The organism is Mesorhizobium sp. USDA 4775 (assembly GCF_054062655.1).
This window is the reverse complement of record NZ_JBSSFM010000001.1, coordinates 4,733,995-4,756,613: the sequence shown is the minus strand read 5'-3', so window position 1 is coordinate 4,756,613 and position 22,619 is coordinate 4,733,995. Positions and strand designations below refer to the sequence as shown.

Below are 22,619 nucleotides of genomic sequence, written 5' to 3'. Positions count from 1 at the left end.
GTGGCATTTCGTCTTGTCGGCGCGAAGCGCCGCATAAGCCGCTGTGCGGTTGGCCCGCTTGCATCGACCCCTCCCGCAGCGTGCTCCTCCAGCGCAATCGACCATACATCGATGTTAAGTTACCGTCAATGACTGTGATACTTTGTCGATAACGTAACATTCATGTGACCGAGCGGCTGGTATGAATCGAGAAATGTTATTGATTTTGTTGCATTTTTCGAAATCTACAATATCTCACAGGTGCTGTGATACGCTTGCTTCAAGTCAGCAAGGAGGCTGTGCCGCGCTCAAGCCAGTTTGGCGCGATCACTCGTGGTTCGCGGCAGCTGCTCCGGTTGCAGCCCCATCAAATTGGTGCCGTTGAGCTGCGTGACAACCGCGTCGATCTCCTCGCTGATCCTCTGAGCGTTCCAGCCGAGCGCCCGGCCGGCAATCAGGGCGATCTGCTGCAAATCGCCTGTCGTCAGGGAACCGCTGATGGCCAGCGTCGTGCGCCGCATGACGATATCGGCCAGATGTTCGACGAATTCGCTGCGAGCGATGTAGTCGATCTCCGATACGCTGTAGTCATGCGAGTCCGGCAAGCGGTCTTCATTGCTCGATGCGCTCTGGTGCCGGGCTATCGGCAATGCCTTGGTGCCATAGCGCGACAGCAGCAGGCCGAGCCGGGCCTCGTCGATGCCCGAGGCCGATGCGGCCTTGGCCAGCCAGCTTGATCGTGCAGCTGTGTCGGCCGGAAAGTCCTTGCCGCCGCCGATCGGCATCGAGCGCGTCGTCACCTTGCGGATGCGGCCGAGACGATCGAGCACTGTGTCGGCGACCTCCTCGGCGAAACCGCGAAATGTCGTCCATTTGCCGCCGATCAGCGAGATGATGGGGAAGGGCCGCGATGGCTCCGGCTCCGCCACCGGCGCCGAATGATCACGGCTGATCAGGCCGGGGATGGCGGCGTCGGATGCGGGCAGGGGTCTGATGCCGCTATAGGCATAGACGATCTGGTCGCGTTCGAAACGCATGCCCGGCAACAGCGTGCGCACGCTTTCCAGCAGATAATCGATCTCCGCCGGCTCGCAGCGAACCGTATCCGGATTATCGGCCGCGAGATCCGTCGAGCCGACGAGGGCCTTTCCGAGATAGTCGTAGACAAGGCAGATGCGCCCGTCATCAGCTTCGAAATAGAGCATGCGCCCGGCCAGGCTTTGCACCAGCGCGTCGTGCTTGAGGAGGATGTGCGAGCCCTTGGTGCCGCCGATCATCCTGGACGGCGCACCGAGTGCCGCGTTGACATGGTCGATCCATGGGCCGGCGGCGTTGACGACCAGCCTCGGCCGCAACGAGAATTCGCCGCGGTTCTGTCGTCTGAAGGCCAGCACGCCGTTCGAGGAAGAGACCAGCGAGGTGTAGTTGGCCGCGCTGGAGTTAGGGTTGGCCTCCAGACCATCGGCGATCAGCTCGAGCACCAGCCGTTCGGGATGTGTGATCTTGGCGTCGTAGTAGGTGCCGGTGGCGACGATCGAGCGGGTCAACGCCGGCATGTCGCGAAGCGCTTGACGGCGTCCGACAAGCCGATGGCGCGGCATCACCCGGTGCCGCGAGCCGTAGAAATCATAGATCATCAGGCCGATCTTGATGAGGATCGCGCCACGGCTGCGCGGCGCGCTGGTCGAGCCCAGCAGCGTGCGCAGCGCCGCCCACATGCCCTTGCCCCAGGAGAAGATCGGGATGACCGTCGGCAGCGGGCTGACATAGTGCGGCGCGTTCTTGAGCAGCAGGTTGCGCTCCAGCGTCGACTGCGCCACCAGCCCGAATTCGCCGGTCTCCAGATATTTCAGCCCGCCATGGATCAGGCGCGAAGGCGCCGCACTGGTGCCGGAGCCGAAATCCGCCTTGTCGACGATGCAGCAGCTGACGCCCTGCGCGCTGAGATCGCGAAACAGGCCTGCCCCATTGATGCCGGCGCCGAGGATGACGACATCGATATCGCCGGGGACACCGGTCCGTTGCTCGGAGCCGTGCTGGCTTTCGGCCGTTGATGTCATGGCCTCGCCGTCTTGACGATACGCAGCTGGACCCCGGCCTGCTCCAGCTTTTGCGCATGCTTGTCGCTGATGCCGTCGGTAACCAGGACCGCCTCGAAGCTGACCAGGCCGTCGAGCACGTGCAGGGCCACTTTGTCGAACTTGGAATGGTCGACCAGGAGGATGCGCTTGATCGCCGCCGCCATCATCGCCTGCTTTACCCGCACCACATGCTGATCCTGGATGAAGGCGGTGGTGCCGCTGATCGCGGAGGCCGAGCAAATCAGGAGATTGGCGCGCAGCCGCGAGATCGCATTCTCGCAGACGATGCCGATATAGGCGTTGTAGGTGCGGTGGTACTGACCGCCGAGGCAGATGAAGTCGATGCCGTCGACATTGGTCAGCAATGCAGCCGTCGACACGCTGTTGGTGATGACGGTCAGAGGCGTGACCTCGAGCAGCAGCGGCGCCACGGCGTTGGCTGTGGTCGAGTCATCCAGGATTATCGCCTGTCCCGGCTCGACGTAGTCCATGGCGGCGCGAGCCAGTGCGTCCTTCTCCGCCCGCCCAACCGTCACCCGGTAGCGGAAGGCACTTTCATAGAGGCCGGATGGCTGCACGGTGACGGCGCCATGCAGCTTGCGCAGCACGCCTTGATGCGCCAACTGGTCGATGTGGCGGTGGATGGTCATGCGCGACACGCCGAAATGCTCGACCAGATCGTCGATGCGCACCTGGCCGAGTTTTATCACATATTCGGCGATCTCTTCGCGCCGTTCGTCGGCCTTGATCATGCTGTGCCCCCCATTGCTTGCGCTGCAAGGCTTTCGATTTCGGCCCATTTCGGCCTGAGCTGTTCGGCGATGCGGCCATAGATGGAATAACGCTCGTCGAAGACGGCGCTGCGTGCCGGGTCCGGGCGGTATTCGCGGCTCACCGTGCAGGTGGCGCGCGCGCCTTCCTGCGGCGAGGCGAACAGGCCGACTGCCGCGCCGGCGCAAAGGGCGGCGCCGTAGGCGGCCGCCTCGTCGGTCGAGGTGACGGTGACCGGCACGTTGAGCACGTCGGCGAACATCTGCGCGAAGGCCGGATTGCGCGACCCGCCGCCGGTCAGCCGCACCTCGCGGACGGCAAAGCCGTCGCGCAGGGCTTCGACATGGGTGCGGTGGTTGAAGGCGATGCCTTCCAGCACCGCCTTCAGCATGTCGCCGCGGTCGTGCCAGCCGCGCAAGCCGACAAAGCTGGCGCTGGCGGCATTGCCGTAGGGCGAACCGAACAGATAGGGATGGAAGAGCAAGGTCGACGGCTTCTTCAGCGCGGTGTCGATTTCGGTCGCCAGCATCTCGTGGATCGAGCGGCCGGTCTTCTTGGCCACGTCCTGTTCGGCCCGGCAGAGCGTGTCGAGGAACCAGTCGTAATTCGCCGTCGAGGCCGGCGAGATCGACATGTTGTTCCAGCGGCCGAGGTCGATGGCGTTGCGGCAGAACCAGCGCTGGTCGGTACGCGGCTCGGCGGAGACCACTTCGTTGATCGAGTAGGTGCCGGCGACGATGCTGACCACGCCCTCTTCGTGGCCGCCGATGCCAAGCGCCGAGGCGGTGACGTCATGCAGGCCGCAAGCAACCGGAGTTCCTTCCGCAAGCCCGGTCAATGCGGCCGCTTCGGCGGTGGCGTAGCCGACAATGTCGGCCGAATGTGCAGCCCCGGGCAAAGCCGCGAACAGCTCCTCCAGGCCAAAGACGCGCATCGCCTCCTGCGCGTAGACTTGCGTGCGGACGTCGGTGAACGAGGTGCTCGCCTCGGTCAAATCGGTGCCGACGGTGCCTGTCAGGCAAAAGCGCAGCCAGTCCTTGCAACCGACGATATGGCCGATCTGGCTGAAGCGTTCCGGCGCATGCTTTTTCAGCCAGCCCAGTATCGCCGATGGCGCCGAAGCGTGCGGAACCTGTCCGGTCAAAGCGAGGGCCTCGGTAAACACCGAACCCTTTGCCCATTCGTCGACGATCTCGCCGGCGCGGCTGTCGAGCGACAGGATGCCGGGGCCGAGCGGCCGGCGGTTCCTGTCGAGCAGATACAGCCCGTCGCCATGCGCGGTCGCCGCCACGGCCTTGATATCGCCAGCTGGCCGACCGCTCAGGGCAATGGCTTCCCTGATCGCCTCGGCGGTCGCCTGCCAGAGGCCCAGCATGTCGCGTTCGACCCAGCGGGGATGCGGCATCGATTGCGGCACACGGCGCCTGGCCACCGACAGCTGGGTGCCGTCGGCATCGAAGATCACTGCCTTCGTCACCGTCAGGCCGTTGTCGATCCCAAGCAGGCTGGACATGATGATCCCGTTCAGCGTGAGCCGGTACGCGTTGCGAATTGGTTCCAAGCAAGGTTGGCGCTGAACATCATGGAAATCATCCTCGCCGGGATCCGCCATTGCCGATTGCGGCCGCCGATGAAACAGCGGCAGGATTCGAACCGGCCAACTGACCATACAATTCTGTGAATTTAACGTCAATATGTGTGATATACGCCAGGCGAGCAGGCTCCGCCAGGCGGAGCTTGATTATCAAATTGTCATAAAACGCTGTTTTTTCTAACTCTTGAGGGCCGCCAATCCGTCTCGCCGGTCTTGTTACCCGTTACCCGCTTGCGTGGCGACTGCCAGGGCAGTGGCTAGATATCCTCTGGCTCACCGGGCTTGCGCAGCAGATAGGTGTCCATGATCCAGCCCTTTTGCCGGCGGGCTTCCTCCCGGACCTTTTCGATCTCGGCGCTGACATCGCCGAGGCGACCGGAGACGATGATCTCGTCCGGCGTGCCGAGATAGGCGCCCCAATGGATGGTGACATCCGGGTCGGCCAGTGTGTTGAAGGCGCATTTGCCGTCCAGCATGACGACTGTGCTGCCGGCATTGCTGGCCAGACCTTCTTCGGTCAGCCTGCGGCCGGTGGTGACCAGGAACGAATCGCCGATGCGGTTCAGTGCCATTTTGTGGCTGGCGGCAAGCGCCTGGATGGCGGTGATGCCAGGGATGACCTCCAGTTCGAAGGCGACGTTGTTCCTGAGGCGCACGCGCTCGAGAATGCGCAACGCGCTGTCGTAGAGCGAGGGATCGCCCCAGATCAGGAAGGCGCCGCAGCCATCCTCGGCGATCTCGTCGCGGATCAAGGCTTCGTAGATGGCCGCGATGGCTTCGTGCCAGCCGTCGACGGTCGAGCGGTAGGAAGATGTCGGTTCGGCGCGGACCGGCACTTCGAATTCGACGCGGCGCGATTTCGGATTAGTGACGAAGCGGTCGCAGATCTCGCGCCGCAATTCGGCAAGTTCGTTCTTCTTGGCGCCCTTGTCGGGGATGAACAGCACATCGGCACGGTTTAGGCTAGATATGGCCTGAACCGTCATGTGGTCTGGATTGCCGGCGCCGATGCCGATGACGAGAAGCTTGCGCATGGGGCGAACTCCTGCCCGATCGGAAGCTGTTAGTCCAGACCGCTCGCGTGTCCAGACCGCTGGCATGTCCAGGCCGGTGTGGCGTAGTCACGCAAGTGGAAGGGCTTTGAAACGCCGCATTGAAACGGCTAGGGTCGTCAGGGCATTCTTGCCGAGGGGGCTTCGATGTTGCGAACTGTTCTGACTGCGGCGCTGGCGCTTTCGGCGGCACCCGCATTGGCCAACGATTCTGTTGCCGAGCTTGGCACAGGCGGACTGATCCTGTCGCGCAGCGATGCCGTTGCGATGCAAAGCGAGGATCTCTTCATCTCGCCTGAAAAGGTGACGGTCGACTACGTCTTCCACAACAACACCGACAAAGATGTCGACGCGATCGTGGCCTTCCCGATGCCCGACATTTCGGGCGATCCTGAAGAAATGCCGGCCATTCCCGAAAACCAGAGCGACAATTTCCTCGGCTTCGAGGTGACGATCGACGGTGCCGCGGCAAAGCCTCAGCTCGAGCAGAAGGTGTTCGCGCTCGGTATCGACATCGGCGCCGATCTCAAGGCGCAGAATGTGCCGTTCAACCCGTTCGGCGATGCGGCCAAGGCGGCATTGGCGAAGCTGCCGAAAGCGGTGGCCGATGACTGGGTCAACCGCGGCATCATCATCGAGGACACAGCCGATGACGGCAGCGGCATGAAATCCAACTATGCGCCGTTCTGGCAATTGCGCTCGACCTACTGGTGGCGCTCGACCTTTCCGGCCAACAAGGACGTTCACGTTTCCCACCGCTACAAGCCGAGCGTCGGCGGCACGTCGTCGGTCAGCTTCTTCTATGACGGCCAGTTCCAGGGGCAATATGCGACATACAAGACCCGCTACTGCATGGACGACACGTTCGAGAACGCGGTGCGCAAGGCGGCGAAGGACAATCCGGACGGCTATCCCAAATATTATGAAAGCCGCATCGCCTATATCCTGACCACCGGCGGCAACTGGGCGGCGGGCACCATCGGTAAGTTCAAGCTGACCGTCGACAAGGGCAATCCCAAAGCCCTGGTCTCGTTCTGCGGCGATAATGTAAAAAAGGTCGGGCCGACGAGTTTCGAGATGACCGCGAACGATTTTTACCCGGAGCACGACATCGATATCCTGCTGCTCGAACCGTCGGACAGCAATGGCGGGGACGCGAACTGATGCATGTGGCAATCTACGTCGCCATCGCCGAGAACGGCGTGATCGGGCGGGATGGCGGACTGCCCTGGCGGCTCTCCACCGATCTCAAGCGCTTCAAGGCCGACACGATGGGCAAGCCCATCATCATGGGCCGCAAAACCTATGAAGGCATAGGCCGTCCGCTGCCGGGCCGGCTCAACATCGTCGTCACCCGCGACAAGAGCTGGCGCGCCGAGGGCGTCGAGGTGGCGCATACGCTGGAGGCCGCCATCCAGCTGGCAACGGTGCGCGCACGCTGCATGACCGGCATCGACGAGGCCTGCGTGATCGGCGGCGGTCAGATCTATGCCCAGGCGCTGCCGCTGGCCGACCGGCTGCACGTCACCCATGTGCTGGCCGCCGTCGATGGCGACGCGCATTTCCCGCCGATCGACGCTGAGACATGGCGCGTGGTCAGTTCGCAGGAGGTTCCGGCCGGGGAAAAGGACAGCCACGCAACACGCTATTCCGTTTATGAGCGCCGCCGCCCGATACTTTGATAGACAAAAAGTGCATTGAAGGACGACAAAGGGTCGCTACCGGCCCAAAACGGATGATGTCGGCGGCGCATCGCGTTGAAAGCGTGCCGTGGCGTCCCTATAGAAGAACAACACTGGATTTTGCGCCGTAATTCCGGCGCTTGAGGGAATTCCAAGCGAAAGGACATTCATGCCCTGGAACGACAAGAGTGGCGGAGGCGGCGGCCCGTGGGGCGGCGGCGGTAACAATCAGGGGCCCTGGGGGCAGGGGCCAAAGGGGCCAAGCGGCCCGCAAGGGTCGCCCCCCGATCTCGAAGACATTATCCGCCGCGGCCAGGACCGGCTGCGGCGCGCTCTGCCCGGCGGCGGTGGCGCCAGTCCGGCGGTGTTCGGGCTAATCGCCGCGGTGCTGGTCGTTCTGTGGGCATTCCAGGCGGTCTATACCGTGCAGCCCGACGAGGTCGCCGTCGAACTGCGTTTCGGCAAGCCGAAGCCCGAACTCTCACAACCTGGCCTGCATTTCCATTGGTGGCCGCTCGAGACCGTCGAGACGGCCAAGATTTCCGAGCAGCTCGTCGACATTGGCGGCGGCAACACCAGCGGCAACGGCCTGATGCTGTCGGGCGACCAGAACATCGTCAACGTGCAGTTTTCGGTGGCCTACCAGGTCTCCGATCCCCGTGCCTATCTGTTCGACGTCTCGGATCCGGACGGCATGCTGCGGCAGGTTGCCGAAAGCGCCATGCGCGAAGCCGTCGGCCGCCGGCCGGCACAGGACATTTTCCGCGATGACCGCCAGGGCATAGCGGCGTCGGTGCGCGAAATCATCCAGTCGACGTTGGACGGCTACAAGGCCGGTCTCAACGTCAATGCCGTGTCGATCGAGGATGCAGCACCGCCACGCGAAGTGGCCGATGCGTTCGACGAGGTGCAGCGTGCCGAGCAGGACGAGGACAAGTTCGTCGAGCAGGCAAACCAGTATTCCAACCAGAAGCTCGGCCAGGCGCGCGGCGAGGCGGCACAGATCCGCGAAGACGCGGCCGCCTACAAGAACCGTGTGGTGCAGGAAGCCGAAGGTGAGGCCCAGCGCTTCATCTCGGTCTATGACGAATATGCCAAGGCGCCGGATGTGACCCGCAAGCGCCTCTATCTGGAAACCATGGAGAAGGTTCTGAAGGACTCGAGCAAGGTCATCGTCGAGCAGGGCAACGGACAAGGTGTCGTGCCCTATCTGCCGCTGCCGGCATTGCAGGCGAAACCGCCGGCTCCGGTCGCGCCTGCCGCGAACACGGGAGGTACCCAGTGATGGCCAACCGTCTTCCCATTTTCGTCGTCGTCGCGGCGGTCATCCTGTTCCTGATCTATTCCTCGGTCTTCGTGGTCAATGCGCGCCAGCAGGCGCTGGTGTTGAGGTTCGGCGAGATCGTCGACGTCAAGAGCGAGCCCGGCATCTATTTCAAGGCGCCGTTCTCGTTCTTCGACGCCGATACGGTGCAGCTGATCGAAAACAGGGTGCTGCGCTTCGACCTCGACAACATCCGCGTCCAGGTGTCTGGTGGCAAGTTCTATGAGGTCGATGCCTTCATCGCCTATCGCATCTCGGATCCGCGCGTCTTCCGTGCCGCCGTGTCCGGTCAGATCGAATTGGCCGAAGCGCGGCTGAGGACGCGTCTCGACGCTGCCTTGCGCCGCGTCTACGGTCTGCGCGACTTCGAGGCGGCGCTCTCGGAACAGCGTGCCGTGATGATGCGTGAAGTGCGCGATCAGCTCCGGCCCGACGCCACCTCGCTCGGCCTGCAGATCGAGGATGTCCGCATCCGCCGCACCGACCTCACGGCCGAGGTCTCACAGCAGACCTATGACCGCATGAAGGCGGAACGTCTGGCCGAGGCCGCCCGGCTTAGGGCGCGCGGCAATGAAGCGGCACAGCGCATCACGGCACGCGCCGATCGTGAAGTGGTCGAGATCGTTGCCGAAGCGCAAAAGGAATCCGAGATCCTGCGCGGCGAGGGCGAAGCCCAGCGCAGCGCCACCTTCGCGGATGCCTATAAGCGCGACCCGGCCTTCTTCGACTTCTACCGGTCGATGAATGCCTACGGCACGGCGCTGGACAGTACCGGGACGACCATGGTGCTGTCGCCGAGTTCGGAGTTCTTCCGCTACTTCCGCGATCCGGATGGCAAGGAAGGGCCGGCGAAGCCGGCGGTACCCGCCGCACCGGCAACGGCGCCCGCCGCGCCGACGACTCAACCCAGCACCGGCCAGAAATAGCCGGTGCAGGACTTTTTCGCGGCGATGGGCCTGGTCCTCGTCATAGAGGGCCTGGTCTATGGCGGCTTTCCCGGCTTGGCGAGGAAGCTCGCCGGCGAGGTGCTGTCGATGCCGGAGAACGCATTGCGGATCGCCGGGCTGGTCGCGATCGCCATCGGTGTCGGCATCGTCTGGCTGGTGCGGGGCGGATGAGATGGCCGTTTTTCGTCCGCGGCAAAACGGAGGATTAATCCTCTGCCGATAGTCGTAGCCGCAAACGTGCCGTATTTTTTGCCAACATAGCGCAACGCGGTGTTTTCGCCGTTGCGCTTTCTCTTTCAGAAAGACCGGGAGGCTTCTCGATGACATCCACACTCCTTTTGCGCGCGGCACGGCGGACGCTCATCGCCGGCACGGCAGCGCTTCTTGTCGGCGCTGTCGCCGTCCCGTCCTTCGTGACGCCGACCTTCGCGGCCGACGGACCTGCTTCGGTGGCCGACCTGGCGCAGGGCGTGCTCGGCGCGGTGGTCAACATCTCGACTTCGCAGACGGTGAAAGGCACGGAAGGGCCGGGCGCCGTGCCGATGCCGCAGCTTCCCGAAGGCTCGCCTTTCCAGGACTTCTTCGACGACTTCTTCAAGAACCGCGGCGGCGACAAGGACAATAGTGCGCAGAAAGTGCAGTCGCTGGGATCCGGCTTCGTCATCGATGCCGAGCAAGGCATCGTCGTCACCAACAACCACGTGATCGCCGACGCCGACGACATCGAAGTCAATTTCTCCGATGGCGTGACGCTGAAGGCGACGCTGGTCGGCACCGACACCAAGACCGACGTCGCGGTGCTGAAGGTCGATCCGAAGGGCCACAAGCTGACCGCGGTGAAGTTCGGCGATTCCACCAAGATGCGCGTCGGCGACTGGGTGATGGCGGTCGGCAATCCATTCGGCCTTGGCGGCACAGTCACGGTCGGCATCGTCTCGGCGCGCAACCGCGACATCAATTCCGGTCCTTATGACGATTTCATCCAGACCGATGCCGCGATCAATCGCGGCAATTCGGGCGGGCCGCTGTTCAACAGCGTCGGCGAAGTCATCGGCATCAACACCGCGATCATCTCGCCGTCCGGCGGCTCGATCGGCATTGGCTTCTCCATTCCCTCGCAGCTTGCCTCGGGTGTCGTCGACCAGTTGCGCCAGTTTGGCGAGACGCGGCGCGGCTGGCTCGGCGTGCGCATCCAGCCGGTGACGGACGACATCGCCGAAAGCCTCGGCATGGCGACCGCCAAGGGCGCGCTGGTCGCCGGCGTCATCAAGGGCGGCCCCGTCGACAACGGCACCATCCAGGCCGGTGACGTCATCATCAAGTTCGACGGCAAGGACATCCATGAAATGCGTGACCTGCCGCGCGTGGTCGCCGAAAGCCCTGTCGGCAAGGCCGTCGATGTGCTGATCGTGCGCAAGGGCGTCGAGCAGACGGTGAAGGTGACACTTGGCCGGCTCGAGGATGGCGAGAAGCTTGCCAGCGGCGAGAACGGCAACACCGACCAGGACAAGGGCAAACAGGCTCCAGCCGTCTCGACCGCCTCGGTGCTCGGCATGACCGTCGGCGAGCTCAATGACGAGACGCGCAAGAAGTTCAGCATCGCCGGCGATGTCTCCGGCGTCGTCATCACGGACGTGGCCAAGGATTCGGCCGCTGCCGAGCGCGGCATCCAGCCGGGCGAGGTGATCACCGAGATCGCGCAGGAATCGGTCGCCACGCCCAAGGACGTCATGGATCGGATCGGCGCGCTGAAGGAGCAGGGCCGCAAGAACGCGCTCCTGATGCTGGCGTCGAAGACCGGTGAGTTGCGTTTCGTGACGATACGGATGGATTGAGATTTCAATCCGGCGATTCCCAAAAAAGGCGGCTAACCAGCCGCCTTTTTTCTTGCCCGCCAATTCTCGCGCGAAAGCCGGTAGAGCACATGTCGCTTGAGCTTTGGGTGGCTGTCGGGAATGTCGGGGTGATCGAAATCGGCTGAGGGATCGGCTGTCATGCCGAGGCGTTTCATCACGGCGGTCGACCGGTGGTTTGTCGCGACCGCGAAGGAGACGATCTCGTCGACGGCCAATGTCTCGAAACCGTAAGCCAGCCAGGCTTCCGAGGCCTCGGTGACATAGCCCTTGCCCCAGAATTCGGGCGCCAGCCGCCAGCCGATCTCGATGGTACCGGCCGGCAGGGATGGCACGTGATCGGTATCGAGGAGACCGACGAAACCGATACATTCGCCGGTCGCGGCAATCTCGGCCGCGGCGAAGCCATAGCCGTCCTCATCGATCCAGGCGCGGAATTCGTCCATCTTGGCGTCCGCCGCGGCACGGTCACGACGGAACGGGAAGAATTCCATGACGCGTTCATCGGAATTGATGCGATGGAAGAGCTCGCGGTCACGCTCTTCCCAATTGCGCAGGATGAGGCGCTCGGTGCGCATGGGTTTCATTGGACGAACTCTTCCTGGCGATAGCCCTGCAGATAGAGCAGGGCCGTGAGGTCGCCATGGTCGATGCGAACCTTGGCCTGCGCCGCCACGGTCGGCTTGGCGTGAAGCGCCACACCGGTGCCGGCGAGCCGGATCATATCGAGGTCATTGGCGCCATCGCCGACGGCGATGGCATCGGCCGGCGTCAGGCCAAGGCGTGCTGAAATGTCGAGCAGCGCGTCGGCCTTGGCGGCGCGGCCGAGGATCGGCTCGCCGACCAGGCCAGTGAAGCGTCCATCCTCTTCGAGCAGGCGGTTGGCGCGGTTCTCCTGAAAGCCAAGCATGGCCGCGATGCGGGTCGTGAACACTTCGAAGCCGCCCGAGACGAGCGCCGCCCAGGCGCCATTGGCGCGCATGGTCTGGACCAGCGCGCGGCCGCCCGAGGCCAATGTCAGCCGATTGGCGACGATGCGGTCGACGACGGCGGCATCGAGCCCCTTCAACAGCGCGACGCGTTCGCGCAGGGCCGGCTCGAAGGCGATCTCGCCGTTCATCGATCGCGCGGTGATCGCCGCGACGTGCTCCTTGACGCCGATCTCGTCGGCCAGTTCGTCGATGCACTCCTGGTCGATCATGGTCGAATCCATGTCGGCGATGAGGATTTGCTTACGGCGCGTTTCGGCCTGCTGGACGATCACGTCGACCGGTTCCGCGGCCAATGCGGCACGCAGGGCAGCCGTGGTATTGGCGGTATCAGCCTCTTGCGGCAAGGCAAGATCGCAGGCAATGCCTTCGGCCAGCCAGACGACAGTGCTTGCGCCCACCGACCGCGAGGCCATATTCGCAAGCGACGGCGATAGGGCGCGGTCAGCGGGACGGGAAACAAGCGTGGCAATGAGCGGCATCGAGAATTCCGGCACGGATGCGGGCGAAGGCCGCGTGAAGAACGCGATCCTGATAGCCGGGCCGACCGCCAGCGGCAAGTCGGCATTGGCGCTCGACCTGGCCGAACGCGCAGGCGGCGTCATCGTCAACACCGATTCCATGCAGGGCTATTCGGTGCTCGATGTGCTGACCGCCCGGCCGGAAGCGGCCGACCTCGCACGGGTGCCGCATTTCCTCTACGGCCACGTTCATCCCGCTACCGCCTATTCGACGGGCGCGTGGCTGCGCGATGTGATGAAACTCATCGACGACGGCGTGCTGTCGCGGCGGCCGGTCTTTGTCGGAGGCACCGGCCTCTATTTTCGCGCGCTGGCCGAGGGTATTTCGGAAATGCCTGACATTCCGCCGCGCATCCGCGACCGCTGGCGCTACGAGCTGAAAGAGCAAGGCGCGGTCAAGCTGCACGGCCTGCTGCTGCGCGAGGATTCGAGAGCCGCCATGCAGCTCAAGCCTACCGACAGCCAGCGCATCGTGCGGGCGCTCGAAGTGCTCGACGCCTCCGGCCGATCGATCCTGGAATGGCAGGCGGAGCGCGGCCGGCCGCTCATCGACACAGGCAGACGGCGCGTTTCCTGGTCATCGAGCCGGATCGGGCCGCGCTGGTCAATCGCATCGAGAGGCGCTTCGACCAGATGCTGGACAAGGGCGCGCTGGAGGAAGTCAGGCAGCTTGCGGCCCTTCGCCTCGATCCGGATCTGCCGGCGATGAAGGCGATCGGCGTTCGCGACCTGCAGGCGGCGATGGCTGGAGAGTTGAGCTTTCCCGAAGCAATCGAGCGCGCCAAGATTGCAACCCGGCAATACGCCAAGCGGCAGGCGACCTGGTTTCGCCACCAGCTGGGGCCGGAATGGCAGAGATTGCGCCCCGGTGACGATCTCGAAACCACGATCCAAACACTTGTTGCTAATGCAACTTAAAAAGTTGACCATGACGGAAGGGTTCGCGCCGAAGTTGCCGGGATTAACGCTCCGTAAGGCGGTCCGTGCCATAAGGTCGATGGGCACTTTTCCATTGGGGAGCAGATGCGTTTCCATAAGGCGGAATCCGCTTTTTTCGTCTTTATTTTCGTGATCCTGGCCGCTGGCCTGGTGACGCTGCACGCCTATGGGCTCTTGCAATCCTTCGCCACGGAACTCCATACCCAGTCGGGCCTGGACAAGGTCATCTACCTCAACAAGCTGTTGTTCGCGACCGGCGTGCTGCTTGCGACCGCGCTGTTTTTCGGCATCTTCTTCACCTATCCGCTGATCCGCAAACAGGCGACGGAAGAAGGCAAGCTGCGCGCCATGACGGTTTCGCTCAGCGCTCGCTCCGAAACGCTCGAGCACGCCGCGCTGACAGACAGCCTGACCGGCATGCAGAACCGACGCTATTTCGACGATGCGCTTAAGGAATATCTCGAGGAGTTCCGCCGCATCGAAAAGCCGGTCGGGCTGATGATCCTCGATCTCGACCATTTCAAGCAGGTCAACGACACGCACGGCCACGATGTCGGCGACGAGGTGCTCAGGGCCGTCGCCAGTTGCCTCAAGGACATGACACGTTTCCACGACGTGGTGGCACGGCTGGGCGGCGAGGAGTTTGCCGTGGTCACGCCCAACATGGAGGCGGAGCTGCTGGCCAAATTCGCCGAGCGCATCCGCAAGGCAATCGCCAACATGTCGATCCTTTCGGGCAACGTCCGGCTCAAGATCACCACCAGCGTCGGCCTTGCCGTCTGGGACCGCAAGGAAACGGCCGAGGAGTTCTATCGCCGTGCCGACCGCCAGCTCTATGAGGCGAAGAGGCAGGGCCGCAACCGCGTCTGCGCCTAAAATCCCATCATTGAAGTCGTGAGGCCGGCCGTCTGCTGCCGTTTTCTGCGCTTCCCCGTTCTACTGCGTCGCAGTAGAACTGAGCTCACGGACCAAAAGTCCGCTCCGCTCCGGTTCTCGAAATCAGCACCAGCCGACTCAGCCTGACGAATTTCCTGACGGGATTTACCCAAGCGTTCGAACGAAGAAGAGCGATGGAAGTTTGGCGCGGCTTCTCGGAACTGCCGGCAAATGGGCGTGACGCTTGAGGCTCAGTCGTTCTGGGGGCGCAGGCCGAAGGTGGCGGGCTTCAGGCCGTAGCGCATGTCGAAATCGTCATCCGATTGCACGCGCCCGGTTGCCGGCTTGCGGTAGTCGGGATCGCCGGCCTGGCGACCGGAATCGACCACTTCGGCGAAGGCCATCGCCTGCGGCGTCGGTTTCGGCACGTTGCGCAGCCGCTCGACGATCGCCACCAGGTCGACATCGTCGCCGGCCTTTGGCGACTCGATCTGTTCGCGCTTGGCCGCGCCGGGAAGCAGGTGGCTGGGCAGTCTTTCGAATTTCAGCCGCATGGTCGTCGCCACGCCTTCGCCGAAAGCGATGGCTTCGCGCTGTCCCATGGACGACAGGAAGGCAAGCGTGGAGGCGGAGGAGTCGGCGATGGCCGAGCGGATGATCGCCTGGTCCTGCTCGTTGGCGAGCCGCATGGCGAAGAAGGTCGAACATTGCGACAGGATGGTCGGGTCAAGCTCGCCGGGGCGCTGCGTGACGACGCCGAGATAGCAGCCATATTTGCGGCCTTCCTTGGCGATGCGCGACAGCGCGTGCCTGGTCGGCGCGAAGCCGAGACGAGGATCGGCCGGCATGTAGCGATGCGCTTCCTCGCAAAGCAACAGCAGTTGCAGCTTGCCTTCGCTCCACAGAGCGAGGTCGAAGGCCAGGCGCGCCAGCACCGAACAGACGGAGTTGACCACTTCGGAAGGCATGCCGGCCATCTCGAAGCAGGTCACCGGCCGGCCGTGATGCGGCACGCGGAAGATGTTGCCGATCGTCTCGTGGATGGTATCCTCGATCAGGCGCGAACTGAACATGAAGCGATAGCGCGGATCGGCGGACGCCGATTCGATGCGCGTCTTCAGCGATTTGAGCGTCGGGCGCTCGTTCTTGCTTTCGAGCATGCCCATACGTTCGTCGATCTGCTTGAGCAGGTCCGCGATGCGGTAAGGAACCGGCGTATCGGCGGTCAACGCGTCGTTGCCGCGCCTGAGATAGGCACCTGAATTCGGGTTGCGGTAGAGGCTCTTGGCCAGCGGAATGAGGTCGCGCAGGGCGTCGATCTCTTCCGGAACCGTTTCACGGCCGCGAAACAGCACCTCGGCGAATTCCTCGAGCTTGAACATCCAGAACGGCAGGTCGAGCGTCTTGGAATCGACCTTGACGCAATATTCCGGCAGCGACGCCGCGAATTCATTGTGCGGGTCGAGGATCAGGATGCGCAGATCCGGCCGCGCCGCGATCGATTTGCGCAGCAGCAGCGAGACGGCGGTGGATTTGCCGACGCCGGTGGTGCCGACAATGGCGAAATGGCGCGCCAGCGTGTCGTCGATGGCGATGTTGGCGGCGATCGCCTCGTCCTGCGACAGCGAACCAATGGTGATGGAATGGCGGCCGGCCAGATCGTAGACGGCCTGCAGATCGCGGCTGCGGATGCGATGCGCAACCGCGCCGATATGCGGATAGGTGGTGATGCCGCGGTCGAAGATCGGCTTGGCTCCGGGCTCGGCCCCATCGCGTACTTCACCGATCAGCTCGATGCTGACCTCGATGGGGTTCTGGCCTTCACTGCTCCAGGCGCGGTCCGATTTGCCGATGCCGTAGACCAGGCCAACGGTTCGGGTCGTGCCCAGATTGATCGAGATCATCTTGCCGACCGTCCAAAGGCCTGTCACCGCGCCGTCGACATCGTCGGCATAGGCGGCGATGGTGGCGCGCGCGCCGTCGCATTGCACGACGTTGCCCAGGATGCGCCGGTCGTTCTGCTCTGCGTTGCGGCGCTCCTGCGATGTCGGTTCTCCGACGGAAGCTTCGCGTTCGACATACATGGACAGGCCAATCCCCATTTCCCTTGATATCAGACCCTACCGGAATGGGGTTAAGGCCGGATGAGGTCGGATGGTGTAGAGAGGATTAAGCGCCTGGCGAAAATTGTCGCGACACGGCTCTTCTCCATCTCAGGCATTTCGCTATAGTGGACGAATGGGCGATATAACGAACGATATTTCTTCGACCATCGGCAGGCGGATCCACGCCGAAAGGGTCATGCGGGACTGGTCGCTGGCCGAGCTTGCCGAGCGGTCCGGTGTTTCCAAGGCCATGCTGAGCACGATCGAGCGCGGCATGACCAGCCCGACGGCGGCCCTTCTGGTGCGCATCGCGGCAGCGTTCGGCATGACGCTGTCGACCCTCATCGCGCGCGCGGAATTGCAAGGCGGCGGGCTGCTGCGCGAGGCCGATCAGCCGGTGTGGCGCGATCCCGATACAGGCTATGTCAGGCGGCATCTGTCACCGGCCGGCGACATGCCGCTCGAACTGATCAAGGTGCATCTGCCGGCGGGCGCCAGGGTCAGTCTGCCGGCGGCTTCTTACGCCTTCATCAAGCAGCAGATCTGGCTGATTTCCGGACGGCTCGAATTCACCGAGGGCGATGTGGTGCACAGGCTCGAACCCGGCGACTGCCTGGCGCTCGGCGCGCCGTCGGACTGCACCTTCCATGCCCTGGAGGCGGGCGCCGACTATCTCGTCGCGCTGGTCAGGGGCTGAGATCATGGCGAGACGGCCAAAGCGCTCCCACAATGGGGGGCCGCCTCTTGATGAGTATAAGGGGCCACCCTGGGGCAAGGGCGACCCCTATATTTTCCTGGCCTGGCAGGCCGCGCACGCCAAGGCATGGAAGGCGCCGAGCCGCGAAATCATGCTGATGCGCATGGACAAGGCCGAACGGCTGGGCCTGACCTATGAGGAATACACGCTCGAGATCCTGGAGCGTGGACGGCATCTGCGAGAAGAAGACACCGAGCGGATCAGCGCCATCAAGGCCGCGCGCAAGCGACGCCGCGTGCGCCTTCTCGATTGAGGCCTCTACGTCGGGGCCTTTCTGGATAGGTGCCCCAGCAACCACTGGCGGAAATCCTGTTCGGCACTGGTCAGGCGCGCGGTCGATGCGCTGGTCAGAAAATGGCCTGAGCTGCTGGAGAGCTCGAAATCGGAAAGCGGCACTAGGCTCCTGGCCTTGAGCGCAGCGTCGACTAGCGGCCGCGACCCCAGAAGCACGCCGGTGCCAGCGCTCGCCGCTTCCATCGCCGCGACGAAACTGTCGAAGCGATGCGACCGCTGGGGGTGGCCGGCCAGTCCAGCGGCCGCGAACCATTCCGCCCACATTTCGCGCGCGCCGGCGACCAGAAGCAGCGGCAGGGCTGTCCAGTCGGCGGCACCGGCGAGGGTCGGACTTGCCAGCGGCACAAGGCGCTCGGCAGTCAGCCTGTCGGCCTCGCGTCCGGGAAAGGAGCCGTTGCCGAAACGGATGTCGAGCGCCGAGCCCGGCAAGTCGTAATCGGTCGGCCGATGGATCGTCACCAGATCGAGCTGGATGCGCGGCAGCGCCTGGGCGAGATCGGGCAGCGCCGGGACCAGTATCAGCAAGGCGAAGGAGATCGGCACCCGGATCGATACGGTCTGCAGCGCGCGCGGCTCGAACAGTTCGGTCGTGCTGCTGGCGATGGTGGCGAAAGCCGACTGGATGTGCGGCAGATAGGCGGCACCCTCGGGCGACAGCGCGACGCCGCGCGCCAGCCGCGAGAACAGGCGCGTCTTCAACCGCTCCTCGAGCAGCCGGATATGTTGGCTGACGGCCGCTTGGGTCAGGCCGAGTTCGGCCGCGGCCGCCGTGAAATTCGACAGCCGTGCCGCGGCCTCGAAACTGCGCAGCCAGTCGAGGGGAGGCAGAGCGGGAATGGGTTTTTGAGACATTAGAAATTTGTGGTCTTTGGCTAAAAAATGATAATTTGAGTTATGCCTGCCTTGTTGCCAACATGCAATCGAAACCCTGCGGACCGGGCCGCGGGCGTAGAGGACAGGAACGGATCCATGCTCACCCACGCGCTGATTGGCGACGAAGGCAGAACGATCGAACTTGGCTGGCAGGGTGGGAGACGCACCCGCTTTCACGCCATGTGGCTGCGTGACAATGCGCTGGACGACAAGACGCGCAGCGCCGGCAATGGCCAGCGGCTGATCACCATCCTCGACATTCCGGCCGAGACGAGGATCGGCGCGGCCGCGATCAAGGGCGGCGCGCTGGAAGTTAGCTTCGTGCCGGAGGCAAAGACGGTCAGCTTTCCCGCGCAGTGGCTCAGCGCCAACGCCTATGACCGCGACGAGCTTCACGAACCCGGCTGGACGGGCGATATCATCCAGCGCTGGACCAAGGCGACGATGCAGAATTCGGTGCCGCGCGCCAGCTACAAGGCGGCCTTTCATGGCCGCAGCGTCCTGCGCGAATGGCTTTCGGCGGTACGAACCTACGGCTTTGCGGTAATGGACGGCCTGCCGGCGGAGTCCGGGGCGTTGTGCAAGGTCTCCGACCTGTTCGGCTATATCAGGGAGACCAATTACGGCCGCTGGTTCGAAGTGCGCGCCGAGGTCAATCCGAACAGTCTCGCCTACACCAATCTCGGCCTCCAGGCGCACACCGACAATCCCTATCGCGATCCGGTGCCGACGCTGCAGATCCTGGCCTGTGTCGAGAACACGGTGGAGGGCGGCGAGTCCAGCGTGGTCGACGGTTTTGCCGTTGCGGCCGCGCTGCAGGCCGAAAACGCTGAAGGCTTCCGGCTGTTGAGTTCCTGTCCGGCGCGCTTCGAATATGCCGGCTCGTCCGGCGTGCGGCTGCAGGCGAAGCGGCCGATGATCGAGCTCGGACCGGATGGCGAGCTGATCTGCATCCGCTTCAACAACCGTTCGCTGGCGCCTGTCGTCGACGTGTCGTTCGCCGATATGGACGCCTACTATGCCGCCTATCGCCGGTTCGCCGAGCTGATCGAGGATCCCGCCTTCGAAGTGACGTTCAAGCTTCAACCTGGCCAGGCCTTCATCGTCGACAACACGCGTGTCATGCATGCCCGCAAGGCGTTTTCCGGCACCGGCAAACGCTGGCTGCAGGGTTGCTACGCCGACAAGGACGGCCTGCTGTCGACGCTTGCGGCGATCGAGCACAGCTTCAAGGAGGCCGCGGAATGAGCGGCCAGGATTTGAACGCGGACAATATCGTCGAATTCATCGCCGACATTTTCGAGCGCCGGGGCGCGGAATCCTATCTCGGCGAGCCGGTGACGATGTCCGAGCACATGCTGCAGGGGGCCTGGCTGGCGGAGCAGGATGGTGCGCCCGAAGTGCTGGTGGCGGCCGCGCTGCTGCACGACATTGGCCACTACACCAGCGAGTTCGGCACCTATTCGCCCGACGATGTCGAGGACAAGCACCATGATGAGGCCGGCGGCGAGGTGCTGGCGCCGTTCTTCCCGCCGGTCATCGTCGAATGTGTGAGGCTGCATGTCGCGGCCAAGCGCTATCTCTGCGCCACCGACCCGACCTATTTCTCCAGGCTGTCGCCGGCTTCGGTCCACACGCTGTCGCTGCAGGGCGGACCGATGAGCGCCGACGAGGTGGCCGATTTCCGCAAAAACCCGTTCCACGAGGAAGCGGTGCGGGTCCGTATCTGGGACGAGGGCGGCAAGGTTGCGAACATGAAGACGCGGGCGTTTCGCGACTACATGCCGTTGCTGCAGCGCGTGGTGCGCGATTTCGCCAACCACGCCTAATGGCGGTTCATCACCAAAACCCATGTGCTTCTGCTTCGACGGGCAAGGGGCGGTGACGCCACATAGGTCCGAGGAATGCCGAGAGCGCGGTCATACCGAAGGCGTTCCCCCCGGTGCAGCCCGGCGCCTTCGTCGGCAAGCCAGCTTCCCTCGATCCGGCGAGCCGGTCCGAAACGCTCGACGTCACAGACATTCCGCGCGCATAGCGATGCATTCTGGAGGCGCGGCATTTGCCGCGCCTTCCTGGTGCCGGCCGCAGCTGACCACCCAGTCCCGCTATCCCTTGTGGTGCACCGTCTGCAGCCCGTAGACGGGCGTCGGCAGGCCGGCATGCCGGGCCTTCAGCTGCAACGACAGGAACTGCGAATAGTGGCGCGACTGGTGCAGATTGCCGCCATGGAACCACAGCGCTTCCTGCTGCGTCGGCTTCCACATGTTGCGCAATTCGCCTTCCCAGGGGCCGGGATCCTTGGTGGTGTTGGAGCCGAGGCCCCAGCATTTCCCGACCTTGTCGGCGGTTTCGCGCGATATCAGATCGGCGGCCCAGCCATTCATCGACCCGTAGCCGGTGGCGTAGACGATGAGGTCCGCGGGCAGTTCGGATCCGTCACTGAGCAGAACCGAATGCGGCTTGATCTCTTCGACGGCGACACCGCTCTTCAGCTTGATCGAACCATCGATGATCAGCTGGGAGGCGCCGACATCGATATAATAGCCAGAGCCGCGCCTGAGGTACTTCATGAACAAGCCGGACTCGTCGTCGCCCCAGTCGAGCATGAAACCGGCCTTTTCCAGTCCCTTGTAGAACGCCGCGTCGCGCTTCTTCATCTCGGCATAGGCCGGAATCTGGAACTCGTGCAGGATCTTGTAGGGCAGGGAGGCGAAGATCAAATCGGCCTTGGCCGTGGTGATGCCATTCTGCAGCGCCTGCTCCGAATAGAGCGAACCCAGTCCGATCTCCATCAACGTGTCGGATCTGGAGATATGGGTGCTCGAGCGCTGCACCATGGTGACGTCGGCGCCGGCTTCCCAAAGGGCCGCCGCGATGTCATGGGCGGAATTGTTGGAGCCGATGACGACGGCTCTTTTCCCGGCATAGTCATCGGGGCCAGGGTGCTTCGAGGAGTGGTGCTGATCGCCCTTGAAACTCTCCATGCCCTTGAATTTCGGCAGATTGGCCTTGCCGGACTGTCCGGTCGCCAGCACCAATTGCTTGGGCTTCAAGGTGATGTCCTTGCCGTCGCGGCGGACGACGACGGTCCATTCCTTCTTCTTGTCGTCATAGGAGGCGCTCTTGGCCTCCGTCGAGGACCAGTAGTTCAGCTCCATCACCTTGGTGTACATTTCCAGCCAGTCGCCGATCTTGTCCTTGGGTGAGAAGACCGGCCAGTTCTTCGGGAAATCGATATAGGGCAGATGGTCGTACCAGACCGGATCGTGCAGGCAGAGCGACTTGTAGCGCTTGCGCCAGCTGTCGCCGGCGCGCTCGTTCTTCTCGACGATGATGGTCGGTACGCCGAGCTGCCGCAGCCTTGCGCCGAGCGCGATGCCGCCCTGGCCGCCGCCGATGATGAGCGTGTAGGGCTGCGTCTTGAAGCCGAGCTCGGCGGCTTCCTTCTCACGCTCTTCCTTCCATGTCGGACGGTTCTTGCCCGAGCCATGCTTGGCGCCCATCGGCCGCGCGAAGCCGGCCGGTTCCTCGTGACCTTTCAATTCGACCATGGTGGTCAGCAGAGTCCAGATCTTGCCTTCCTTAAGCCTGATATGGCCAAAGCCGCGCGCCACTTCGGTCTCGAAACTGATCCAGCCCTCGATCAGCCCGTCGCTCTCGGTCGCGTCCTCGCCCTTGGCGAGTGCCCAATGCGACGGCTTTGTCTTCGACAGCTGGCTCTTCAGCATGTCGCGGACCTGGTCCCGGCCTTCCATGGTCTTGATGTTCCAGGTGAAGGTGACGAGGTCGCGCCAGTAGCAATCCTCCTGGAAGCAACCGACAGCCCTGTCGATGTCATTGGCGGCCAGGGCGCCGCCGAATTGGTCGAGCAGGTCGGACAGTTTCTTGCTTGGGGCCTTGTCGAGCATAAGTTATCCTCCGTGAAATCCAGGCCGTCATGGTGGCTCCTCCCGACTTGCAAGCCGGACGATGAAGTATCGGC

20 protein-coding genes and 1 pseudogene are annotated in these 22,619 nt (G+C 63.5%); 12 read left to right on the top strand and 9 right to left on the bottom strand.

The genetic code is table 11. From position 1 onward, the window contains the following. Nucleotides 1–287 precede the first annotated feature (287 nt). From ACVILI_RS23255 to cobF, 4 genes are all read right to left on the bottom strand, one after another. Entirely contained in the window at nt 288–2,039 is a 1,752-nt protein-coding gene (locus ACVILI_RS23255; RefSeq protein ID WP_038647664.1) for a glycerol-3-phosphate dehydrogenase/oxidase, read from the bottom strand. Further along, on the bottom strand, nt 2,036–2,812 hold the full coding sequence (locus ACVILI_RS23250; RefSeq protein ID WP_038647662.1) for a DeoR/GlpR family DNA-binding transcription regulator: 777 nt from the start codon (nt 2,810–2,812) through the stop codon (nt 2,036–2,038). Before ACVILI_RS23250 ends, ACVILI_RS23255 begins: the two co-directional genes overlap by 4 nt. Then, nucleotides 2,809–4,344 carry an FGGY-family carbohydrate kinase gene (locus ACVILI_RS23245; protein ID WP_038652912.1) on the bottom strand — a complete coding sequence of 512 codons (1,536 nt, stop codon included), beginning with the start codon at nt 4,342–4,344 and terminating at the stop codon, nt 2,809–2,811. The genes ACVILI_RS23250 and ACVILI_RS23245 overlap by 4 nt, the downstream gene beginning before the upstream one ends. A 338-nt stretch (nt 4,345–4,682) precedes the next feature. Beyond that, the gene (cobF, locus tag ACVILI_RS23240) at nt 4,683–5,459 is read right to left on the bottom strand and encodes a precorrin-6A synthase (deacetylating) (RefSeq protein WP_019859013.1); all 777 of its coding nucleotides are present in this window, start codon (nt 5,457–5,459) and stop codon (nt 4,683–4,685) included. A gap of 165 nt (nt 5,460–5,624) precedes the next feature. Here cobF and ACVILI_RS23235 point away from each other — a divergent pair, with 165 nt between their 5' ends. The 6 genes from ACVILI_RS23235 to ACVILI_RS23210 all read left to right on the top strand — a co-directional run bounded on the left by ACVILI_RS23235 (nt 5,625) and on the right by ACVILI_RS23210 (nt 11,265). Continuing rightward, on the top strand, nt 5,625–6,641 hold the full coding sequence (locus tag ACVILI_RS23235) for a DUF4424 domain-containing protein (RefSeq protein ID WP_019859012.1): 1,017 nt from the start codon (nt 5,625–5,627) through the stop codon (nt 6,639–6,641). After that, a complete protein-coding gene (locus ACVILI_RS23230; RefSeq protein ID WP_019859011.1) occupies nt 6,641–7,159 on the top strand; it encodes a dihydrofolate reductase in 519 nt (172 codons plus the stop codon). The genes ACVILI_RS23235 and ACVILI_RS23230 overlap by 1 nt, the downstream gene beginning before the upstream one ends. 169 nt (nt 7,160–7,328) lie before the next feature. Next, on the top strand, nt 7,329–8,444 hold the full coding sequence (gene hflK, locus ACVILI_RS23225; RefSeq protein WP_019859010.1) for an FtsH protease activity modulator HflK: 1,116 nt from the start codon (nt 7,329–7,331) through the stop codon (nt 8,442–8,444). Then, a complete protein-coding gene (gene hflC, locus ACVILI_RS23220) occupies nt 8,444–9,409 on the top strand; it encodes a protease modulator HflC (RefSeq protein ID WP_240564635.1) in 966 nt (321 codons plus the stop codon). Before hflK ends, hflC begins: the two co-directional genes overlap by 1 nt. A 3-nt stretch (nt 9,410–9,412) precedes the next feature. After that, nucleotides 9,413–9,601: a DUF2065 domain-containing protein gene (locus ACVILI_RS23215; protein WP_038647658.1), complete on the top strand. Its 189-nt coding sequence runs from the start codon at nt 9,413–9,415 to the stop codon at nt 9,599–9,601. Between the two features lie 149 nt (nt 9,602–9,750). Continuing rightward, nucleotides 9,751–11,265 (top strand): DegQ family serine endoprotease, encoded by a 1,515-nt coding sequence (locus ACVILI_RS23210; protein ID WP_038647656.1) that lies wholly within the window; start codon nt 9,751–9,753, stop codon nt 11,263–11,265. Between the two features lie 32 nt (nt 11,266–11,297). On the opposite strand, the gene ACVILI_RS23205 is transcribed toward ACVILI_RS23210, so the two are convergent. Further along, nucleotides 11,298–11,870, bottom strand: coding sequence for a GNAT family N-acetyltransferase (locus ACVILI_RS23205; protein ID WP_038647654.1), 573 nt, complete (start codon nt 11,868–11,870; stop codon nt 11,298–11,300). Then, entirely contained in the window at nt 11,867–12,754 is an 888-nt protein-coding gene (gene serB / locus ACVILI_RS23200) for a phosphoserine phosphatase SerB (RefSeq protein ID WP_084791578.1), read from the bottom strand. Before serB ends, ACVILI_RS23205 begins: the two co-directional genes overlap by 4 nt. Between serB and miaA the strand changes: the two are divergent. Further along, nucleotides 12,744–13,711: pseudogene (miaA, locus tag ACVILI_RS23195) on the top strand (tRNA (adenosine(37)-N6)-dimethylallyltransferase MiaA). The gene serB and the pseudogene miaA sit on opposite strands and share 11 nt — an antisense overlap. Before the next feature lie 105 nt (nt 13,712–13,816). Continuing rightward, nucleotides 13,817–14,608 carry a GGDEF domain-containing protein gene (locus ACVILI_RS23190; protein ID WP_457102623.1) on the top strand — a complete coding sequence of 264 codons (792 nt, stop codon included), beginning with the start codon at nt 13,817–13,819 and terminating at the stop codon, nt 14,606–14,608. A 251-nt stretch (nt 14,609–14,859) separates the two neighbouring features. On the opposite strand, the gene ACVILI_RS23185 is transcribed toward ACVILI_RS23190, so the two are convergent. Further along, on the bottom strand, nt 14,860–16,692 hold the full coding sequence (locus ACVILI_RS23185; RefSeq protein ID WP_038647649.1) for an ATP-binding protein: 1,833 nt from the start codon (nt 16,690–16,692) through the stop codon (nt 14,860–14,862). A 154-nt stretch (nt 16,693–16,846) separates the two neighbouring features. Between ACVILI_RS23185 and ACVILI_RS23180 the strand changes: the two genes are divergently transcribed. Together ACVILI_RS23180 and ACVILI_RS23175 are read left to right on the top strand one after the other, a co-directional pair. Next, nucleotides 16,847–17,410: a helix-turn-helix domain-containing protein gene (locus tag ACVILI_RS23180; protein ID WP_038647647.1), complete on the top strand. Its 564-nt coding sequence runs from the start codon at nt 16,847–16,849 to the stop codon at nt 17,408–17,410. Nucleotides 17,411–17,414: 4 nt separating this feature from the next. Beyond that, entirely contained in the window at nt 17,415–17,723 is a 309-nt protein-coding gene (locus ACVILI_RS23175; RefSeq protein ID WP_019858999.1) for a hypothetical protein, read from the top strand. 5 nt (nt 17,724–17,728) lie between these two features. On the opposite strand, the gene ACVILI_RS23170 is transcribed toward ACVILI_RS23175, so the two are convergent. Beyond that, nucleotides 17,729–18,616 carry a LysR family transcriptional regulator gene (locus tag ACVILI_RS23170; protein ID WP_038647645.1) on the bottom strand — a complete coding sequence of 296 codons (888 nt, stop codon included), beginning with the start codon at nt 18,614–18,616 and terminating at the stop codon, nt 17,729–17,731. A gap of 117 nt (nt 18,617–18,733) precedes the next feature. Here ACVILI_RS23170 and tmpA point away from each other — a divergent pair, with 117 nt between their 5' ends. Continuing rightward, nucleotides 18,734–19,885: a 2-trimethylaminoethylphosphonate dioxygenase gene (gene tmpA / locus ACVILI_RS23165; RefSeq protein WP_457102622.1), complete on the top strand. Its 1,152-nt coding sequence runs from the start codon at nt 18,734–18,736 to the stop codon at nt 19,883–19,885. Further along, nucleotides 19,882–20,466 (top strand): (R)-1-hydroxy-2-trimethylaminoethylphosphonate oxygenase, encoded by a 585-nt coding sequence (tmpB, locus tag ACVILI_RS23160; protein WP_038647641.1) that lies wholly within the window; start codon nt 19,882–19,884, stop codon nt 20,464–20,466. Before tmpA ends, tmpB begins: the two co-directional genes overlap by 4 nt. Nucleotides 20,467–20,742: 276 nt before the next feature. Here the strand turns inward: tmpB and ACVILI_RS23155 are convergent, their stop codons facing one another. Beyond that, nucleotides 20,743–22,545, bottom strand: coding sequence for an NAD(P)-binding domain-containing protein (locus ACVILI_RS23155; protein WP_441935859.1), 1,803 nt, complete (start codon nt 22,543–22,545; stop codon nt 20,743–20,745). Nucleotides 22,546–22,619 lie beyond the last annotated feature (74 nt).